Origin of the sequence: Flavobacterium nitrogenifigens (assembly GCF_003254565.1) — a bacterium.
GTDB classification, from domain to species: domain Bacteria; phylum Bacteroidota; class Bacteroidia; order Flavobacteriales; family Flavobacteriaceae; genus Flavobacterium; species Flavobacterium nitrogenifigens.
Genome location: NZ_QJRI01000180.1, coordinates 98,029 through 117,948 on the forward strand (window position 1 = coordinate 98,029; position 19,920 = coordinate 117,948).

A 19,920-nucleotide genomic window follows, 5' to 3' on the forward strand; every position below is an offset into this window, starting at 1 on the left:
ATTCATGAAAAAAATATGCAAAATAATATTATTAGGTCAATGTTTATTAAAATTTAAAACGATATAAAATATTTTTAAATTAATTTTATCTCATACATTGTGTATTTTTACACAAATTTGATAGTAATAAATAATGAATTCAGAAGATAATAATTTACAGTCTTTAAAAGAAAAGTTAAATTTAGAACTTCAAAAGGAAGTATCTGATAATGATTTGATTCTTGAGCTTTCTCATCAAATTGCAAATCTAGATTTAAACAATATTCGTTTTTCTGTTGATGCTGGTGTAATTAATAGGTTGGGTAGAGAACTTGTAGGAAGAAATGAAACAGCTGTTTCAGAACTAGTTAAAAATGCTTATGACTCTGATGCATTATCTGTGAATTTGTATTTTGAACAATGTGATAGGCCCGGAGGAAAATTAGTAATTGATGATACTGGATTAGGGATGACAAGGGATCAATTAGTGAAAGGGTTTATGACAATATCTTCTAGTGATAAAATACATAATCCAAAGTCGTTAAGATATGGTAGAACACGAGCTGGACAAAAAGGTATAGGTCGCTTTGCTACTCAAAGAATAGGAGAAATTTTGACAATAATAACACAAACTCTTGATTCTGATAAAGCATTAAAAGTAACTATTAATTGGGATAAATACGAAATTGATTCTAATTTGCTTTTGATTTCAAATAAAATAGAAGAAATTCCAAAAGAAAAAGATGAAGGGACAACTCTTATAATTGATAAAGTAAGAGAGGGATGGTCAGATTCAATGATACAAAGAGCTTATAAATATATATCGGATTTGTTACAACCTTTTCCTTTATCGGAGCGACTTGAAAAAAATGAAAAAGATCCGGGTTTTAAAGTTACTTTTTATAGAAATGGAAATTTAATTATTGATGAAGAAAGTGCATTTTTTCAACACGCACTTGCAGAAATTGAAGCATATGTTGATGAAGAAGGACAGGGTTATTATTCATTTAAAAGTGATAAGTTATCAATTCCAGAGGAATTGTATTTAGTTGGTAAAAAAGATAGGGAGGATAAATATGATGCTTTAAGAAATGTCCATTTGAAAGCGTACTATTTTATATATAATGGAAATCAAACTTCATTCATACCAAAAACCGTCAATTCATATATACTTGAGAATGCAAAAGAACATGGTGGAATTAGGCTTTATAGAAACGGATTTAGAGTTTTGCCTTATGCTGAAAAAAATGATGATTGGCTTACGTTGGATGCCTCTATGAGAAGAAGAAGTATTTTGGCTGCGCATTCTAATTTACATTTTTTTGGTTTTGTTGAGGTTATTGATAAAGATGGAATAAATTTTCAAGAATTATCAAGTAGAGAAGGATTATTAGAAACTCTTGCATTTGCAGAGCTTAAAGATTTTGGATACAAGGTTTTAACTGACGTGGCAGTCAAAATTTCGCAAATAAGATTAAAAAAAGGTACAGCAGGGCAAAAAGATTGGGATAAAAAAACATCTTTGGATATAATAAAGGAAGTTAAACAAGAATTTAATGAAATAATTATAGACGATGAGATTAATAAAAATCAAAATAATCCCGATTCAAAGCAAGATATTTCGATAAAATTAAAAACAATTAATGAAAAGATAATTGAGTTAGAATTAGTACAGCAACAAGAAACTTCGGAAAGTGAAGAAAAGACTAAAGAATTAGTTAAAGAAATACAAATGTTGAGGATTTTAGCTGGTTTGGGACTAACTATTGGCGAATTTGTCCATGAAGTAAATCATTATGAACCAGCATTTAAATACGATGCTGAGTATTTAACAAATTTCGTCGAAGATTCACATGCTAAAAATGTGGGTTATAGGTTGCAAAAAAATCTTGAGGCATTTACCGTTTACACGTCTTTTTTTAAAGATGCTATTTCTAAAAATGTTAATCGGGAATTAAAACCAATAGAACTTCGAGAACCAGTTTCTAGTTTTATTGAAATTATTACACCAGATTTAGAAAGAAGTAATATCGCTTTAGAAAAGCCAAATTTTAATGGCTATAATTTGTTTACTTGTCCAATGCATTCTTCAGAATGGTCTTCCATTTTATTTAATTTTTATACTAATTCAAAAAAGGCTATTGCAAAAAAAGCTGTACTTGGAAAAATTAGTATTGATGCCGGAAAGATTGGCAAGAAAGTGTATTTGGAGTTTTCTGACAATGGCATTGGTATTGCTCCTGAAAAAGAAGATCAAATTTTTGATGCTTTTTACACAACGAGCAATCCATCAGGAAATAATTCAACTGAATTAGAGGAATTGTCAGGAACAGGCTTAGGACTTAAAATTGTAAAAGATATTATTGAAGGTTATGGTGGAGAGGTTTTTGTTACAAAACCAAAAGAAAATTATTCCACAACAATAAGAATAGAATTACCAAAAACTGAAATAAATGATTATGAATAAATATAAAATTTTTTATATTGATGATGAAAAAGATAGTCTAATTAATCCTATTAAGGAGAAATTAGAGTCTAAAAATATCTTGGAGGTTACTTTAAATAAACCTAAGAATTTTGAAAGTGAACTAGATATATTGACTCAAGATCTTAAAAATTATGATGCTTTAATTTTAGATTTGCAATTAAATGGCCCCCAGGAAGACACGTTTGATGAAAATGGGGAAAAATTTAAAGTACGATATCAGGCTCCTCCCTTGGCTCAAATGCTTAGAACTTTAGCGTCTGAAGGCTCTTTGCCAGATATGCCAATTATATTGTGTTCAACTGAAACTAAAATTAAGGATTCATTTAGTAGAGATTTTACTAGTCATGATTTATTTGACTGGACATTTTTGAAAGATGATATAAATGAAATTACTATCAAGAAAATAGTTTCCTTAATTGATGGATATAGAGTTATAAATTCAGACAAGAAAAACTTTTCCCATTTTCTTAATAGGGATTATAAAGAATTAGATGAAAGAATATTGTCACGATTTGTTTGTGAAGATAATCCTCCTCCGCATGAAATAGCTAGAACTATATTTAAGGATATTATTCAGCCAATAGGTCTTTTGGTAAATGAAGTAACTTTAGCTGCTAGATTGGGGATTAATATTTCAGAATCAAAGGATTGGGGTAAGCTATGTGGCTATTTTTCTTCAGGTGAATATAAAGGAATTTTTAATGATAGTTGGAAAAGATGGTGGAATGATTTAGTTATTGATATTTTTGAAGGTATTACAAGTGAGAATCTAGCTAGTTTAGATGCTGTATCACGAGTTACTCTTTTAATTGAAAAGACAGGTTTAAGAGAGTTAGTTGTTGCTGAGCCAATAAAATTATTTGAAAGTAATAATTACTGGAATGTTTGTGAAGTTACTGGTATGCCATTAGATCCATTTGAAGGCTTTAAAATTATAGGGAAGGAAGAACCAAAGCCATGGCAAGATTATGCATATGTATCTTTATTTGCAATTGTAGAGAAACCTAAAATTGTTGATAAAATGGGAATAAAAATTCATCCAACAGAAATTGATAGACTAGCTATTGAACGAATAAAAATTGATTAGATGACAATAGATAATAAAAATTATAATTATCGCCTAGAGTTGGCTAATGAATTAAATACTTTAAAGGCAGTTTTAAATTCAAATCAAATAAATAAAAAATCAATTGATTCAATTGACAGAGCTATCAAAAGATTACAAAATAAAACTGATTTACCACCAACAAAGTTTGATGAAAAAGAAGGTAAGGAATTAGGGACGCCTTTGAGCTGGGGATATAAAATAAGTGATTTTACATTAGAGATTGATATTTCAAATAATATTCAATATCCTAAAACAGTGAAAAAAGCAATACTAGAATTTAGTATTGATTTGAAAGGTGAATATTCGGAAGATGGTAAAGGTACTAAAGACCCATTTAAGCATTTAGAATTTAATATTGTGATTGAAGGAAAATCGAGAGGTCAAAAAGATCATATACTTTCGTATCATTTGGATAGACATATAGAAGGCGGTAATCCATCTAATGAAGTTCATCCAATTTATCATTTTCAAATGGGTGGACGAAAATTGAGTGGGTATAATTCTGTTGGAAAAAATTTTGGGAATCATTTAATTTTAGATAATCCACGATTTATGCATTACCCAATGGACTTTATTTCTGGTTTGGACTTTATTTTATCAAATTTTGCTCCAGTTTTATGGCGAAAAGTTAAAAAAGATCCACGCTATATCAAGATTTTAAGGAATGCCCAAGAGAGAACATTAAAACCATTTATAGCAAGTTTCGCAAATCATTTTGGATTTCATACAATTACTAAAGATTGGAATACAAAAGATATTTGCCCTCAAATAATATAATGAAACAAGAAGCATTAAGATTTTTAAAAGCATATTCTTTTGATCCATATAAAATAGATAGATTATTAGTCTCTGCTTTTTTATATTCACGAAAAATTTTATCAATTGAGAATGAAAATATAAAAAGACTTTTGATTACAGAAAATTGTGATGATTATATTTCATTACAAAATTTTTTAAGAATTCAGGAATTATCAACTTTTGAAGATTTAATTAAGGCTTTTGAATTCGTAATATCACCAGAAGACAAAGTGATAACAGGTGCTATATATACACCTGATTACATTAGAAATTATATTCTGGACAATACATTTTCTAATTATAGCAATTTTGATAAAATAAAGATATGTGATCCGGCATGTGGTTGTGCTGGTTTTTTATTTAATGCAGCTAAAAAATTAAAGAGTTTGTCTAATAGGTCGTATTCTGATATTTTTAAATCAAATATATTTGGTTTAGATATACAAGAATATTCTATTAATAGATCAGAAATATTACTTTCATTATTAGCGATAAACGATGGAGAAGACAAGAAAAAGTTTAAGTTTAATCTTTTTAATGGAAATGCTTTAATTTTTGAATGGAATAAAAAAATTTTAAATTTTAAAGGTTTTGACATTGTTATAGGAAACCCTCCATATGTGTGTTCTCGTAATATTGATCTTACGACAAAAGAATATTTAAAATTTTGGAGCGTCTGTTTATCAGGCCATCCAGATTTATATATTCCTTTTTTTGAGATAGGATTAAGTGTTCTCAAAAGGAATGGTATTTTAGGATATATTACAATGAATACATTTTTTAAGAGTGTAAACGGTAGAGCATTAAGAGAATATTTTCAAAGAGAAAAAAATAAATTTGTATTAATTGATTTTGGAGGAACACAAATTTTTAATTCTAAATCAGCATATACATGCATATGTTTGATAAAAAAAACAAATTCAAGATTTTTGGAATATTTAAGATTGACTAATCCTAAAGAACTTGATTCTTTAACTTTGGATTTAACTAAAATTTCTTATTCATCACTTGAAAGTCTCAATGGATGGAATCTTCAAAAAATGGATCTTTTAAATAAAATTGAGTCTATAGGTGTTCCTTTAGGAGAAAAATTTAAGACTAGAAATGGAATAGCAACCTTGAAAAATGATATTTATATTTTTGATCCAATTAAGGAAGATGATAAATATTTTTATTTAGAAAATGGTGGTTGTTATCCTATTGAAAAGGAAATATGTAGAGAAATTATAAACCCTAATAAGCTTATAAAGATTAATTCGATAGACTCTTTGAAGAAGAAAATTATATTCCCTTATTATTATGAAAAGGAGACTCCAAAATTAATTAAAGAAAATGATTTAAAGAGTAAGTATCCAAAAGCATATAATTATTTAAGAGATAAAAAAGATATACTAGAAACAAGAGATAAAGGAAATGGGAAGTATGAAAATTGGTTTGCTTACGGTAGAAATCAGTCACTTGAAAAATTAAGATACAAACTTTTTTTTCCACATATAACACCAATGATTCCTAATTTTGTTTTAAATCTTGATGAAAATTTATTGTTTCATAACGGGTTAGCTTTAATTAGCGACAATGAAAGAGATTTGTTGTTTATGCAAAAAATAATGAGCTCTAAAATTTTTTGGTTTTATGTTATAAATTCGAGTAAGCCTTATGGAGCAGGATATTTTTCTTTAAGTAGAAATTATATTAAAAGATTTGGAGTTTATGATTTTACTGAAAATGAAATTAATCAGTTAATAGAAGAAGATGATGAAGAAAAAATTAATGATTTCATTGGTTTAAAGTATGGAATTGATATGAACTTGTTAAGCTGATTCTAATTTTTAATGATTAAAAAGAAAAGTAGAAAGAATATTTTAATACTAAGTTTTAATTTTGAAAAAAAAAAGTAAGTTTTTTCTTTCTTTTAAAAATAAAAGTATATCTTTGCAGAGCAAAAACATTACACCAAGGAGAAATCCTTAAAAAATTATTTTTAAGTTTAATATAAGCGAACCCACGTTACGTTGAGGGTGCTAGTGATAGCCCTAATCTCATTCCTTGGAATGTTTTTGCACAACCGATCGTGGGTTTCGTGTGTTTAATATTTTCAGAACTATGCAAAAAGAAAATCAAAAACCAACACATCGAGATGTAGTACCATCCGTAATTAATTTCCTTTCAGACGAATTGTTTGAGGGAAATTACAAAGAACAGCCTATGTATTTGCAGGAAATCTTCGAGCTATTAATGCATACAGAGTTTGGCGACGATATCAATTTAAGGCAAAAAATACTGAGCTGTTTAAGAACCAGCCGAAATCTGGCAGAAACCTTATCGCCATTTTCAGAGAAACAGATTTATAAGGCTTGTAGTAGCAATGGTAAATTATCTCAATAAAAACTCAAATCCCGACAATGTCTATTTGTCGGGATTTTTTTTAGTATCAGCCTTTACGAAAATCCGTGTAATGAGACGCGGATAAAACAGATTTACTTCGTAAAAACGCAGATTAAAACGGATTACTTAAGAATAAATAAAAAATCTGTTTTTAATCCGCGTCTTCGCGTTAGCGAATCCGTATAATCCGCATCCTCAATGCGTTTTCTAGGTAGATTTTTTTAACATTAAAAAGACATTATTTTAAGTAAAAATCGCTTTAAAAATCTTACATTACGGCTCCAAAATAAAAGCCCGTAAAGATGAATATAAGCATCTCAGTTAAACAATTAGGAAAAAAACATCCGCTCCTTCAGGAAAAAAGTATCGCTCTAGATATAGAAAATCCTGTCATTACTACACAAAAACTCATAGAATCGATTGTTGATCATCAGGTACAATTGTTCCGTTCTTCATCTTTTGAGTTTGAAGACGAAGACAAAATCCATCTTCCAAAAGAAAATTATTTACCCATTCTTACCGATACCGGAAAAGTTGGTTTTGGCGCGCTTTACAACCACAACCAAGTAGATTTGGCCAAAGCGCAGGAAAATGCCATTTTAGCTTTCGAAGATGGTTTATACGCTGTTTTCTATGGAGACGATCAGCTGGAAACGTTAACAGAGGAAATCGATTTATCTCAAAATAAAAACCTCACTTTTATCAGGCTGACTTTCTTGGCGGGAAGCTATTGGTAATTTATAATTGTTAATGGTGAATTGTGAATTGTGAATGTTGTGCTTTTTGCTGAAAAACAAATCACATTTTGCTTTTCACATCCCAACAAATAATCTATCCCGATAGCTATCGGGACTACAGTCTAAAATCTAAAATAAACAATCATGACGATAGAAGATCTTTTAAAAAGTAAAGTAATTGAAAATCCAATTAAGAGATTTAAAAAAGAATTGGAAGAAATTGTAAACAGTAATCTGCTTTCTAAATTACTTTCTGGAAAAAAACTGAAAAAAGAAGTGGCGGAGTTTGGTCTGGAACTCTTGAAACTTCAGGACAATTATTACAGCAATTATATTTCGCTTGGTTCGAAAGAAGCCGAAAAGTTTGCGGCTTTGGTAAAAGAGAATATCTGGGAAGATAAAAACTATTACGACTTGCTACTTTACTTTTTTGGCGAAGAAAACGCTGCATACGTAAAAGAAGCTTGGAACAGATTGCCGCAAAAGATGTATCAGAACGGGTATACGCGACGAGCTTTTAGGGCACCAAATCATAAAAGTTATCTGTTGGTCAATCAGATCAATTTTCTGCGTTCTTTGCTAAACGGACCTTACAAATATAATTATCAGGACAGCAGTACTTTTTATTATAATTTAAGCATTGAAGATGAAATTCGTTACGATACCGAGATTTCAAATTCTATCAATAAATTTATGGTGTGGTCTTCGGCGCTGGATGCTGGCAAAGAAGGACTTTTTCAATTGTTTGAAGACATTATTTTCAATAAAGACACACACGGAAAAGTGTCTAGAAATATCATCAAAGCACTTTTAAACAGCGAAAAACAGCAGCATTGGGAGTTGGTAGAAAAACTGCTTCTTGCAGCGCAGCGTCAAGAAGGTTTGCGCCAGACGATTCTGGAGGCTTTAGACGAAACGAGCATTGGCGCTTTGCAATACATGATAAAAGTGCTTATTGATAATAAACTGACTCGTTTTTCATCGGTTGTAAGAGCGATTGACACGTGGACAGGTTTGGGCTGGGATTCTGAGAAAGAAACTACGGTTCGTAATATTATCGAGTTGGCTTCGGGTTATTTTACCAAACCAGAAACGATTGCGACTGCCGCAAAAAGCAAAAATAATAACGAAGTCTATATGGCGCTTTGGGTTCAAGGTGTTTTAGATGTCGAGAAAACAGTTCCGTATCTGCATGAATTATTAGAAAAAGGTTCGGTCGAAAAGAAATCTTTGGCTCTGAAATTTGCAGGAGAAACCAACGATCCTTATATCGAAATGCCTCTCTATTTTAAAGCGTTAGAAGATGAGAATCTGCAGGTTTTGGCATTTGCAGTTCCGAGAATGAATGCTTTGTTGGAAGCCAATACAAAATCAAAGTTTTATATCGAAAATACAGATTATCCGAACTTCTTTGATAAAGTTTACAATCTTGCACAAAGCATTACCGAAAAAGAAAAGACTTTTGAAGGAAAAGTATTTTCGTGGCTAAATGCAAAGTTTGAAAGAGATACGCTTTATGCCGCAGCGATTAATTTGGTTGGCGATAACAACGAAAGATTGGAAGCGGTTTTACAACATTTTGAAGGCTTCTCGATCAATTTAAGAGAGAAACTGACGAGAAATTTATTGGGCAGTTTTTACAGTTATTCTTACTATAGCAATCAAAACAATCAAACCAAAACAGAACCGACTGAATTTCAAAGAAATTTTGCTTTGCGAATTTTAAAAGACAGGGGAGAATCTCTTGTGGCTTCGGCGGTTAATGTTTTAAAAGATTTGAGTTTAACCGAAGATGAATTGACTATTTTTCAGGAATTATTTAAACGTAAAAATTCTAATTTAAAGAAAAATCTAACGTCGATTCTAATCAAACAAGAAGATCAGAAAGTAGTCAATTTTGTTAATCAGACCATAGAAAAAGGAGATTTAGAACAGCGTATGTCTATGCTGGACGTAATGCTTCAGCTTCAGAAAAACAATAAACTGACGGATAAGGTTAACGATTGGGTAAAAGACTATCTGCAAAGGCCAAAAATTACCGAGAAAGAAACCAAATTTATTGAGCAGTTAGAACCTTCAAAAAAACAAGACCTTTTAAGCGCAGAAAACGGTTACGGATTTTTTACTCCAAACGAAATTTCGGCTTATGAACTTCCTAAAGTAGGAGCAGATTCTTTGTATGCAAAAGCAGTAAAAGAACATCAATACGGTTTCTCCAAATCGATGTCGCATATTAAAGGCGAAATTGCAAAGCTTTATAAATTGTTTGAAGAAAACAGAAATTACGAATACGAAACTGAAAATTACGATAATAGCAAATCGACGGTTTTATTGGGGAATTCTTTTAGACCATTAAAAAATCTAAAAGACGAAAAGAATTCAGAATTGGCAGCGACTAATTATCCGTTGTATGAAGTTTGGGAAGAATGGTTTACCAAATCAGGTCTCGCCAATAGAGATCTGTTTTTAATGACGCTAGTAAGCAATTGCGATCGAAAAATATGGAGAGATTTTCTAGAAAAGCATGTTTTTTATTATAAAGAGCTGCTGCCTCATCAAAATAAAAGAGGTTACGATTGGGACAATGCAATTTTGAATATTCTGAATGCATTGCAGATTAAATATGTTTTTAGTGAAAAGGCTGATTTCTTAATCGACGCTTGTAGCGCATTATATGCCGATCTTCCGGAATCTGTAATAGAGTTTGAGTATAAGCCTGCTAAAGATGAGTATTATTATAATAACAATAATGGAAATGGCTGGCAGAGTCAAGGCTTTTTTGATATTTATCTGAACAAAATTGGTTTACTTGATTTAACAGAAGAACAAAATACTAAAGTCTGGAATCTATATAGATGGAGACAATTAAACGGTTTAGAAAAAAACAGATCTTTTGCCAAACCGCCAATTCATTTGTATTGCGTTGCGTTTGAGCAAAAAATAATTACCGAAGGTGAATTGTACGAGGGAATTTTAGAACCAGAAAGAATTTCTGTTTTAACCAGCGAGAAGAAGCATTATAGACATTTTGGAAGCGAAGATTTAATTAAAAAGTTTCCATTCTTAGTTCCGATGATTGATAAAATCAGAGAGACGTTTTTGGATGTTGAGGTTAAGAGAGGAGATTCTAATACTACGGTTACACATCTGGTTCAGAGTTTCCAGAAGATTTTTGGAGCAAACCGCTTAGTCGAATTGATTACTGCGCTTGGAAAAGCAAGTTTGTACAAAGGTTATATTTATTCATGGAGCTACACTGATTTAACGAAACAGAAATTATTTAGTTTCTTGTTGAAAAGATGTTATCCGTTAGAAACTGATACACAGGAAAGTTTTAATGCTTTAATTAAAAAAGCTAAAATCTCTGAAGAAAGACTGATTCAGACTGCAATTTATGCCCCACAATGGCAAAAGTTCATCAGCAGTTATTTAGATTGGAATGGTCTGGACGAAGGAATCTGGTGGTTTCACGCACACACCAAAACGGCATCTTACAGTGCTACAAATTCAGAATTAGAAAGTGAAGCGGCGAGGTTTTCGACTTTAGATTTGCAAGATTTTAAAGATGGTGCTGTAGATAAAGATTGGTTTATATCGGCTTACAAAAAATTAGGAAAAGCCAAATGGGAACTTTTATACGAATCTGCGAAATACGTAACAGACGGAAATGGTCACAGACGTGCCAGATTATATGCTGATACGATTACGGGAGATTTGAAAATTAGAGAAGTTACGGCAAAAGTAAAAGATAAACGTGACCAAGATTATTTAAGAGTTTACGGCTTGGTTCCGTTAAGCAAAGCAAGTCCTGAAAAAGATATTTTGGCGCGTTACGAGTATTTGCAACAGTTTAAAAAAGAAAGCAAAGAGTTCGGCTCAATGAAACAAGCGAGCGAAGCTTTGGCGATTCGTGTGGCGCTAGAAAACTTGGCAAGAAATGCAGGTTATCCAGATCCAGTTCGTTTGACTTGGGCAATGGAAACGAAGCAGGTTCAAAATATTTTATCAAAAGAAACTGAAGTGGTTTTAGACGATGTTACGATAAGTTTGGTCATTAATAATGAAGGAAAAGCTGATTTGGTTACTTATAAAGCAGGAAAAGAATTAAAATCGATTCCGCCGAAATACAAAAAAGACAAAGGAATTCTAGAACTGACGAATTACAGAAAAACCATGCGTGAGCAATGGACTCGCTCAAGAAAAGGTTTGGAAGAAAGTATGATTCGCGGCGACGAGTTTTTATTCGCAGAAATGCAGAACCTTTTTGAACACCCAATTATTTCTAAACATCTGGAGAAATTAGTTTTTATTTCTAATGACAATCAGATTGGTTTTTATGTCGATGGAAGTTTAGTTACCGGTTTAGGAGAAATGATTTCGTTAAACGAAAAGCAGACTTTTAGAATTGCACACTGTTTCGATTTGCATAAAAATAATGTTTGGACAGATTTCCAGAAATATTGTTTTGATAATAAATTGCAACAGCCGTTTAAACAGATTTTTAGAGAATTGTATGTTCCAACGCCTGATGAATTGAAAGAGAAATCGGTTTCAAGACGTTATGCAGGGCATCAAGTTCAACCGAATCAAACTTTGGCTTTATTGAAAACAAGAGGCTGGAAAGTAGATTACGAAGAAGGATTACAGAAAGTTTTCCATAAAGAAGGCTATCAGGTAAAAATGTACGCGATGGCAGATTGGTTTTCGCCTGCAGATGTTGAGAGTCCGACTTTAGAAACTATCGAATTCCATTCTTTAAAAGATTATAAAAACATTGCTTTTGAAGATGTCAATCCGAGGATTTTCTCAGAAGTAATGCGTGATATTGATTTAGTAGTAAGCGTTGCCCATGTTGGCGGAGTTGATCCTGAAGCGAGTCATTCTTCTATTGAAATGAGAGCAGTATTGTTAAGAGAAACATTGCGCTTATTTAAAATTAAGAATGTAGAAATTACAGGAAACCACGCCATCATCAAAGGACAATTGGCAGAATACAGCGTTCATTTAGGAAGTGCGGTTGTGCATCAGATGCCAGGTAAATATTTATCGATATTGCCAATTCATCCGCAACACAGAGGGCGTTTATTCCTTCCATTTGCAGACGACGATCCGAAATCGGCTGAGGTTATGTCTAAAGTTTTATTGTTTGCTAAAGACAATGAAATTCAAGATCCAACTATTTTAAGTCAGATTGATAAGACGTATGCATAATTAGATATTTTTGAACCTTACAGGTTTTTAAAACCTGTAAGGTTTGGTCTTTGCAAAAGGCAATTTGCGAGAAATGCTTTTGTTATAAAAAATATATTTTAAGCGTATTTTGTTAAATTAATCTAAAATATACTACATTTGTATCTGTAATTAATAATAGAAAAATATATATGAAACTTTCAATAAGCACATTTTTTGAACCTTTAGCCGGAGATTCTTCAGCTGAAAGCTCAGGATGCGTATATATTTTTATGAAATTGTAAGATAGAAATTAGAGTCAAACTCGTCATAAAATAGAAAAGCGTCCTCATTTGAGGACGCTTTTTTTGCTTTTAGAGCAATTTGAATTTGCTGATGATGACAAAAAAAGAGATTGAAAATGATTAAAAAGAAGATTTAACTAAAAAAACTAAAAAAATATTTAGCCAAAATGTTTAATGATTAATAAAAATAGAAAGATATAGTCTTGGAAAGTAATCTGATGAGTAACAGTCATTTGATACAAAATGGAGATCTGCACTAGTTTGCGGACAGGAATTTCTTTGTCTTTATTTTTGGTTTAACTAGTTGATAATCAGAAAATTATTCTTAAAAAATATTTGGAAATATGATTTTTTCCATCATATCTTTGCCGAACAAAATTGAAACAAAGCGTTTCAGCAAACAATAACAAATAGCAATTACAATTGCAATAACAATATAAAAAATAAATAAAATGAGTTTTAAATTATACATACACAACCCAGAATTAGTAGCCGCGACTTCGGATCGTGAATGCTTTTACATGTCGGTGCATCAATATAGGCAATAGGATAGTTATATCGTATTTGTTATAGAAGCACCTTTAATCGGGTGCTTTTTTTTTGCCTTAGTGACAAAGGAATAAAGGGACAGAGGAGCAAAGGTTTAAAAAGCTTAGGAGCTTAGCATCTTAGTGCCTCAGAAACTTAAAAAGAAAGTTTAACAATAAAAATTTAAGGATGAATCAAAAAATAGGACTTAGGTCAGACTATAGTGGTCAAACAGATAAAGTGGAATTTAATGAGTTGCCATTTGCCTCGAGAAGAGAGGTGGATTTAGAACTTATTAACCTATGGAATAGAAAGGTGAGTTTTAAGGAAATTATATATATCATTTAGAGATACTTCTCTAGTAAAGCAAGCGTGCTTTTGAACTTTTGTGATATTGGATTTCTTAGAAAAGCCTTCGATTTCCTGAGATTCCCAAGAATTACAAAATCAAAATACCATGCAAAACAATACATTACAACAATATAAAAAAGCAATTAGAAAAAAATACGAAATAGAAAAAGAAGGCAAATACTTTGATTATTTGTACAAGCCTTCTCGTGGAAAACTTCGTGATTTGTGCTGGCTAATTTTCGAAAACAACCCAACAAAGGATGACTTGAACGTTTTCAGCAACCTATTGGGCTTAGATTTCGATCATAGCAAAAAGAATAAGTTTAAGGAGAAAAAAGATAAGTTCAGACCTATCGAAACTTTCTTCAAGGGGGAAACAGATCCGTCAAACATTGATGCTATAAACATGGCAGCTATTTTGGTAGATTTTGAACCACGTCCTTTTAAAAAGTTTTACGAAATGTCTAAAACTGAAGAAATAAAACCAGTTAAACGGATTGAGAAAGCTAAAGCAGTTTTTGAAAAAAAGAAATTTGCTAAAAAGGAAAAGCATGAAAAAAAGTCTAAGAAAAGAAGTTTCTTTCTAGATTTTAAAAGCATGTTCTTCTAAAAACAAGAGATATTCGGTAGAGACGCACAGCAGTGCGTCTATCACCGAGTAATGCAAATCTATCCGAATTTAGTTTTTTATTTTCTACGCAGAATAATTGCGTAGTTTGATTTGAATATTTGTTCAAGAAATAAAACAAGTTCTTTTATAAAATGAAATGCATCAAAGTTTCGGCTTTGGTTAAAAATATCAAACAAGTCCAGTTGCGTGTTTCTGTATAGCACCATTGTAGAGAACTTTCCGCGAAAGCGAATTATGTTTTTCTATGCAACTTGATTTGGAGGTTTTGGTGGTTTTCCAAAAAATTATCACACGATCTATTTGTCGTGGGTTCGATTCCCATCCGTAGTAATGCGGTAACTCAGTTGGTTAGAGTAATAGAATGTTTATGCAGGTTCGAATCCTGCACCGAACACGTTTCGGTTGGACGAATCCGGTAAGTCAACAGACTGAAAATCTGTAAACAGTAGAGACCATCACTCTTAAAAAGATGACCAGTAGAAAAAACTGATTTGTCTTTGTCAGTAAAACTAGGATTTTAGAATCTGATGCTTCACACTCTGATAAAGCCAGTGCGAATCGCAATGTGTTTTGAAAAGTTTGTTTTCTTTTTGATTTGATTGTTAAGAGAATTTGGGGATTCTCTCAATAAAATAGAATCAGAAACAATTCAGGTAGACAAATAACAAACTATTCGTCCGTTTTTCTTAGAGGAGAAAGGCAAAGAGGTTTTTTTATTAAGAAGAAAATAGAAAAAAGAGAATAGAGTATAGAGGTTTTAAAGATTTTTGAACATGAAACTTTAAACTTTAAACAAAAAAATATTATGATAAAAAGAATTAAAATCGAAACTTACCAAGTAGGCTTGGTGTTCGAAAATAGAAAATTAGAAAAAGTATTAGAAGAAGGATTACACTGGATTTTTGGGAACAAAAACATTATGATTTACGATCTAAACGGATCTTTTCAGGCTCCTTTTGAGTTGGATATTTTATTGCAAAATGAAGTATTGGCATCTCTTTTGGAAGTTGTTGAGGTTGCCGATAACGAAATTGTATTACAATTCGTAAAAGGAAATTTCAAAGAAGTTTTAACGGCAGGGAAATATGCTTTTTGGAAAGGAGTTGTAAAAAATGAATTCATTAAAGCAGATTTGTCTAAGATTGAAATCACAGAAAATATTCCAATAAACTTATTGGAAAATGTTAAGATGAGATACTTCACAAGAAAATTCATTGTGGCAAGCAACGATAAAGCTTTGTTGTATGTTAATGGCACTTTCGTGAAAGAATTGAAATCTGGGACACATTATTTCTGGAATAATGCCATTACAATTGAAGTGAAAACTGTTGATGTAAGACAACAACAATTAGAAATTTCTGGTCAGGAATTGTTGACTAAAGATAAAGCAGGATTGAGAATCAATTTCTTTGTGAGATACCAAGTGGTTGATATTATGAAAGCTTTGATAGAAAACAAGGACTTTGAAAAGCAGTTGTATGTAGCAATGCAATTGGCTTTGAGAGCTTTTGTTGGAGGCTTGACTTTAGATGAATTGTTAGTCAAAAAAGATGCTATTGCCGATGCAATTTTAGAAGAAGCAAAAACTAAAATCGAAGATTTAGGTTTGAAAATTTCTGATGCTGGAATTAGAGATGTAATTCTTCCAGGAGATATGAAAGAGATTATGAATCAGGTTTTGGTTGCTGAGAAAAAAGCACAGGCCAACAGCATCATGAGAAGAGAAGAAACGGCTGCAACAAGAAGTTTGCTAAATACAGCTAAGTTGATGGAGGAAAACGAAATGTTGTGGAAGTTGAAAGAGATGGAGTACGTTGAAAAAATCGCTGATAAAATTGGAGAAATCACCATTTCTGGTGGTGGAAACGTAATTGGTCAATTGAAGGAAATCTTCGTGAAATAAAATCTCTTTATGAGAGAATTATAAAATTTAAAAAAATGAAAACAACAGATAAAATAATTATTATCGATTTAGAAGCCACATGTTGGCAAGGCGCAGTCCCGAGCGGACAGCAAAATGAAATTATTGAAATCGGATTGGCGGTTTTAGATACCGAAACTGGAGAAATTTCAAAGAACAAAGGAATTTTAATCAAACCACAGCGTTCAAACGTCAGTCCGTTTTGTACTGAATTAACCACTATTACTCAGGACTTACTGGATAAAAATGGAGTAAGTTTTGAAGAAGCCGTTGATTTGTTAATCGACGAATACAATCCAGATTTGTACACTTGGGCAAGTTACGGGCAATACGATCTGAATATGTTGAAAAAACAATGTAAATCGTTTGGAATTCCGTATCCGATGGGAGAGGAGCATATCAATGTAAAAGAGCATTTTGCCGAAAAGTTTGGCTTGGTCAAACCAACCGGAATGAACGGCGCGCTTGCATTGCTGAATATTCCGTTAGAAGGAACGCACCACCGTGGAATTGATGATGCTAAAAACATCGCTAAGATTCTGCATTGGTGCCTGAAAAACTAGAATGGTTTAAATCCACTCTCCGGCGGCATTATAATCGTCTGGAAGATAAGTGAGATATTGAACCATTCGCGGTTTTTCACCTTTATTTGGTGTCGCACAATGCGGAAGTGCCTGATGCCAAATAATAAAATCTCCTGCATTGCCTACAATTGGTTTTGCTTCTAGCGTTTGTAAAGCTTTCTCTCTTGGATTTTCATGAGGTTCTACTTCGTCTAGCCATTGATCAATTTGATTATGAAAACCCGGAACGCAATGAAAAGCGCCATCATTTGGCCCACAGTCGGTTAAATACAGCAATCCCTGAAGGCCAAAAGTCAAAGGCTTTTTCAAACTCATATCCCAATGAAGCGTACTTCCTAGAAAACTAAAATTCTTTGTTTCAGGCGGACTAAAACTTACTTTGTCAATCGTTTTGTAAATTTTAGTGGTTTTATAAAGCTGTTCATATGCTTTTTTTACTCTTGGAGAAAAACGGTTACGGTTTAAAGTTTCATGATCAGAAAAATTAAGCATAAGGCCTTTTTGATCTTCATGCCTTTCGTACCAGCTTTCCTTTTTATTGGGATCCATTTTGAGATATTCCCAAATGGCTTTTTGAGTGTCTTCGCAGTCTTCTTTAGAAATGGCATTTTTGACTACAATATAGCCGTTTTGATTCCAGAATTCTAAATCTTCTTCAGATAGGACATTTTCAGCTAAATCTTCTGTTTCGGGAGCAGTATCGCGTTTTCGATTATTAATCCATATTTTGAAAGTTTCAAAATCGGGTTTTTCGAAATGTAAGAATTGCAAGGTATCTTCCATGCCAATGCCTAATCGGTAAAGGGTTTTTACCTTGTTATCCCAGTTGCTATTATTAGAGTTTAAGTTTTCCTGATTTACGGTACGTTTCCATAATTGTTCCAGTATATTCCAAGGCATGGCTTTCTGTTTTAGAGAAAAGCTAAAATAAACGATTTATGGTTTAGTATTCAAAGTAAAAATACCTGTTTTATAAATTAAAAAAGCTGTCTTAATTTCTAAGACAGCTTTTTTTTGGTTTATATTATTCTGATTTATTAATTGTTTCCGTAGATTTTTCCGTAAAGATCTTTATAAATCTCTTTAATGATTTTACGTTTCAATTTTAGAGTCGGAGTAAGTTGTCCGCCATCGATAGACCAAACATCTGGAGTAAGTTCAAAACGTTTTACTTGTTCCCAGTGTCCGAATTTTTTATTGATGCTTTCCACTTCTTCATCGATACGTTTAATTACATCTGGATTTGCGCTGATTTCTGCATCAGAACTTCCTAAAGTAATTTTATGGATTTTTGCCCATTCTTTTACAAATTCAAAGTTTGGCTGAATAAAAGCACCTGGCATTTTTTCGCCTTCACCAATAACCATAATCTGCTCAATAAAACGAGATTGTTTCATGGCATTTTCAATCATTTGCGGAGCAATATATTTACCGCCAGAAGTTTTGAACATTTCTTTTTTACGATCTGTAATTTTTAAGAAACCTTCGCTGTCAATTTCTCCGATATCTCCTGTATGGAAATAACCATCAATTACAGCTTCAGCAGTTTTTTCGGGATCTTTATAATAGCCTAACATTACGTTCGGACCTTTTAATAAAATTTCTCCGTCTTCGGCAATTTTCACTTCCACATTACGGATTGGTTTTCCGACAGTTCCAATTTTAAAACCTTTGTTTCTTTGGTCATTTACGGCAATTACCGGAGAAGTTTCAGTCAAACCGTAACCTTCCATAACTGGGATTTCTGCAGCAGCAAAAACTCTTGTCAAACGTGGCTGTAAAGCAGCACTTCCAGAAACCATCAAATCTAGATTTCCGCCCAAACCTTCTTTCCATTTGCTGAAAATCAGTTTTCTGGCAATTTTTAATTGAAATTCGTACCAAGCGCCATTTGCTCCGTAAGGTTCGTATCTTAAACCTAAATCGATAGCCCAGAAAAACAGTTTTTTCTTGATTCCTGTCAATTCAGCTCCTTTCGCATAAATTTTATCGTAAACTTTTTCTAAAAGTCGTGGCACAGCTGTCATAACAGTTGGACGGACTTCTTTTAAGTTATCGCTGATTTTATCAATAGATTCTCCAAAATAAACCGATACACCATAATATTGATAGATGTACAAAATCATTCTTTCAAAAATATGGCAGATAGGCAAGAAGCTTAATGCTGTACTTTTTCCTGGATCAAACGGAATTCTTGGCGAACTGTCTAAAACATTCGACACAATATTTTTGTGCGAAAGCATAACACCTTTTGGTCTTCCTGTTGTTCCAGAAGTATAAATAATGGTAGCTAAATCATCTGTGTGAATGCTGTCTTTTCTAGCTTCAACCTCGCTTTGATTGCTGTCATCTTCGCCTAAAATCAATAAATCTGACCAGTGTTTGCAACCATCAATTTCATTAAAAGAATAAACCTCTTTTAAAGAAGGCACGTTGGCTTTAATTGCATTTACTTTTTGTAAAACTTCTTCATCAGAAACAAAACAATAAATACTGCCGCTGTGGTTTAAAATATATTCGTAATCTTCTTCTGCAATAGTTGGATAAATAGGAACGTTCTGCGCACCAGTCTGTAAGATACCAATGTCCATTACATTCCATTCAGTACGGTTATTTGAGCTTATTAAAGCAATTTTATCATCTTTCTGAACGCCCATGCGCAATAATGCTCTAGAAATAGCATTTGCTTTTGCAATATATTCCTCGCTAGATGTTTTTTCCCAGACTCCATTTTTTTTGGTTGCGAGAGCAACTGGAAGGTTGTAAGTTTCTTGTTGATAATAGGGAAAATCAAAAAGGCGTGTGATTGAAACCATGTTTAATATATTGAATTATTATTGCAAATTAAATAAAAATCGGGTATGATTTTTAAATTTATAAAATTTAATCGGAAAATTTACGGGTACTATTAAAATTCAACGAAAACGTTTTCTTTT

Annotated in this window: 12 protein-coding genes; 10 read left to right on the plus strand and 2 right to left on the minus strand. The window is 32.2% G+C overall.

The genetic code is table 11. From position 1 onward, the window contains the following. Window positions 1–133: 133 nt before the first annotated feature. The 10 genes from DM397_RS19025 (at window position 134) to DM397_RS19070 (ending at window position 16,963) form a co-directional block, all read left to right on the plus strand. On the plus strand, window positions 134–2,446 hold the full coding sequence (locus tag DM397_RS19025) for an ATP-binding protein (protein ID WP_111379041.1): 2,313 nt from the start codon (window positions 134–136) through the stop codon (window positions 2,444–2,446). Beyond that, window positions 2,439–3,554 carry a hypothetical protein gene (locus tag DM397_RS19030; protein ID WP_142479096.1) on the plus strand — a complete coding sequence of 372 codons (1,116 nt, stop codon included), beginning with the start codon at window positions 2,439–2,441 and terminating at the stop codon, window positions 3,552–3,554. The genes DM397_RS19025 and DM397_RS19030 overlap by 8 nt, the downstream gene beginning before the upstream one ends. Next, the gene (locus DM397_RS19035; protein ID WP_111379043.1) at window positions 3,555–4,352 is read left to right on the plus strand and encodes a hypothetical protein; all 798 of its coding nucleotides are present in this window, start codon (window positions 3,555–3,557) and stop codon (window positions 4,350–4,352) included. Beyond that, window positions 4,352–6,193 (plus strand): Eco57I restriction-modification methylase domain-containing protein, encoded by a 1,842-nt coding sequence (locus tag DM397_RS19040; protein ID WP_111379044.1) that lies wholly within the window; start codon window positions 4,352–4,354, stop codon window positions 6,191–6,193. The genes DM397_RS19035 and DM397_RS19040 overlap by 1 nt, the downstream gene beginning before the upstream one ends. A gap of 283 nt (window positions 6,194–6,476) precedes the next feature. Continuing rightward, the gene (locus tag DM397_RS19045) at window positions 6,477–6,758 is read left to right on the plus strand and encodes a hypothetical protein (RefSeq protein WP_111379045.1); all 282 of its coding nucleotides are present in this window, start codon (window positions 6,477–6,479) and stop codon (window positions 6,756–6,758) included. 302 nt (window positions 6,759–7,060) lie between these two features. Then, window positions 7,061–7,495: a hypothetical protein gene (locus DM397_RS19050; RefSeq protein ID WP_111379046.1), complete on the plus strand. Its 435-nt coding sequence runs from the start codon at window positions 7,061–7,063 to the stop codon at window positions 7,493–7,495. A gap of 144 nt (window positions 7,496–7,639) precedes the next feature. Beyond that, window positions 7,640–12,706, plus strand: a complete 5,067-nt coding sequence (locus DM397_RS19055) for a DUF4132 domain-containing protein (RefSeq protein WP_111379047.1) — start codon at window positions 7,640–7,642, stop codon at window positions 12,704–12,706. A gap of 1,248 nt (window positions 12,707–13,954) precedes the next feature. Then, window positions 13,955–14,458 carry a hypothetical protein gene (locus DM397_RS19060; protein ID WP_111379048.1) on the plus strand — a complete coding sequence of 168 codons (504 nt, stop codon included), beginning with the start codon at window positions 13,955–13,957 and terminating at the stop codon, window positions 14,456–14,458. Between the two features lie 826 nt (window positions 14,459–15,284). Beyond that, window positions 15,285–16,382 (plus strand): slipin family protein, encoded by a 1,098-nt coding sequence (locus DM397_RS19065; protein WP_111379049.1) that lies wholly within the window; start codon window positions 15,285–15,287, stop codon window positions 16,380–16,382. 35 nt (window positions 16,383–16,417) lie between these two features. Then, window positions 16,418–16,963 (plus strand): 3'-5' exonuclease, encoded by a 546-nt coding sequence (locus DM397_RS19070; protein ID WP_111379050.1) that lies wholly within the window; start codon window positions 16,418–16,420, stop codon window positions 16,961–16,963. 6 nt (window positions 16,964–16,969) lie between these two features. Here the strand turns inward: DM397_RS19070 and DM397_RS19075 are convergent, their stop codons facing one another. After that, window positions 16,970–17,884, minus strand: coding sequence for a phytanoyl-CoA dioxygenase family protein (locus DM397_RS19075; RefSeq protein WP_111379051.1), 915 nt, complete (start codon window positions 17,882–17,884; stop codon window positions 16,970–16,972). Between the two features lie 137 nt (window positions 17,885–18,021). Continuing rightward, entirely contained in the window at window positions 18,022–19,800 is a 1,779-nt protein-coding gene (locus DM397_RS19080) for an AMP-dependent synthetase/ligase (protein WP_111379052.1), read from the minus strand. Between the last annotated feature and the right edge of the window lie 120 nt (window positions 19,801–19,920).

Bases quoted from the DNA above. Each gene is read 5' to 3' on its own strand.
- DM397_RS19025 (WP_111379041.1), top strand. From the start codon at position 134: ATGAATTCAGAAGATAATAATTTACAGTCTTTAAAAGAAAAGTTAAAT.
- DM397_RS19030 (WP_142479096.1), top strand. From the start codon at position 2,439: ATGAATAAATATAAAATTTTTTATATTGATGATGAAAAAGATAGTCTA.
- DM397_RS19035 (WP_111379043.1), top strand. From the start codon at position 3,555: ATGACAATAGATAATAAAAATTATAATTATCGCCTAGAGTTGGCTAAT.
- DM397_RS19040 (WP_111379044.1), top strand. From the start codon at position 4,352: ATGAAACAAGAAGCATTAAGATTTTTAAAAGCATATTCTTTTGATCCA.
- DM397_RS19045 (WP_111379045.1), top strand. From the start codon at position 6,477: ATGCAAAAAGAAAATCAAAAACCAACACATCGAGATGTAGTACCATCC.
- DM397_RS19050 (WP_111379046.1), top strand. From the start codon at position 7,061: ATGAATATAAGCATCTCAGTTAAACAATTAGGAAAAAAACATCCGCTC.
- DM397_RS19055 (WP_111379047.1), top strand. From the start codon at position 7,640: ATGACGATAGAAGATCTTTTAAAAAGTAAAGTAATTGAAAATCCAATT.
- DM397_RS19060 (WP_111379048.1), top strand. From the start codon at position 13,955: ATGCAAAACAATACATTACAACAATATAAAAAAGCAATTAGAAAAAAA.
- DM397_RS19065 (WP_111379049.1), top strand. From the start codon at position 15,285: ATGATAAAAAGAATTAAAATCGAAACTTACCAAGTAGGCTTGGTGTTC.
- DM397_RS19070 (WP_111379050.1), top strand. From the start codon at position 16,418: ATGAAAACAACAGATAAAATAATTATTATCGATTTAGAAGCCACATGT.
- DM397_RS19075 (WP_111379051.1), bottom strand. From the start codon at position 17,884: ATGCCTTGGAATATACTGGAACAATTATGGAAACGTACCGTAAATCAG.
- DM397_RS19080 (WP_111379052.1), bottom strand. From the start codon at position 19,800: ATGGTTTCAATCACACGCCTTTTTGATTTTCCCTATTATCAACAAGAA.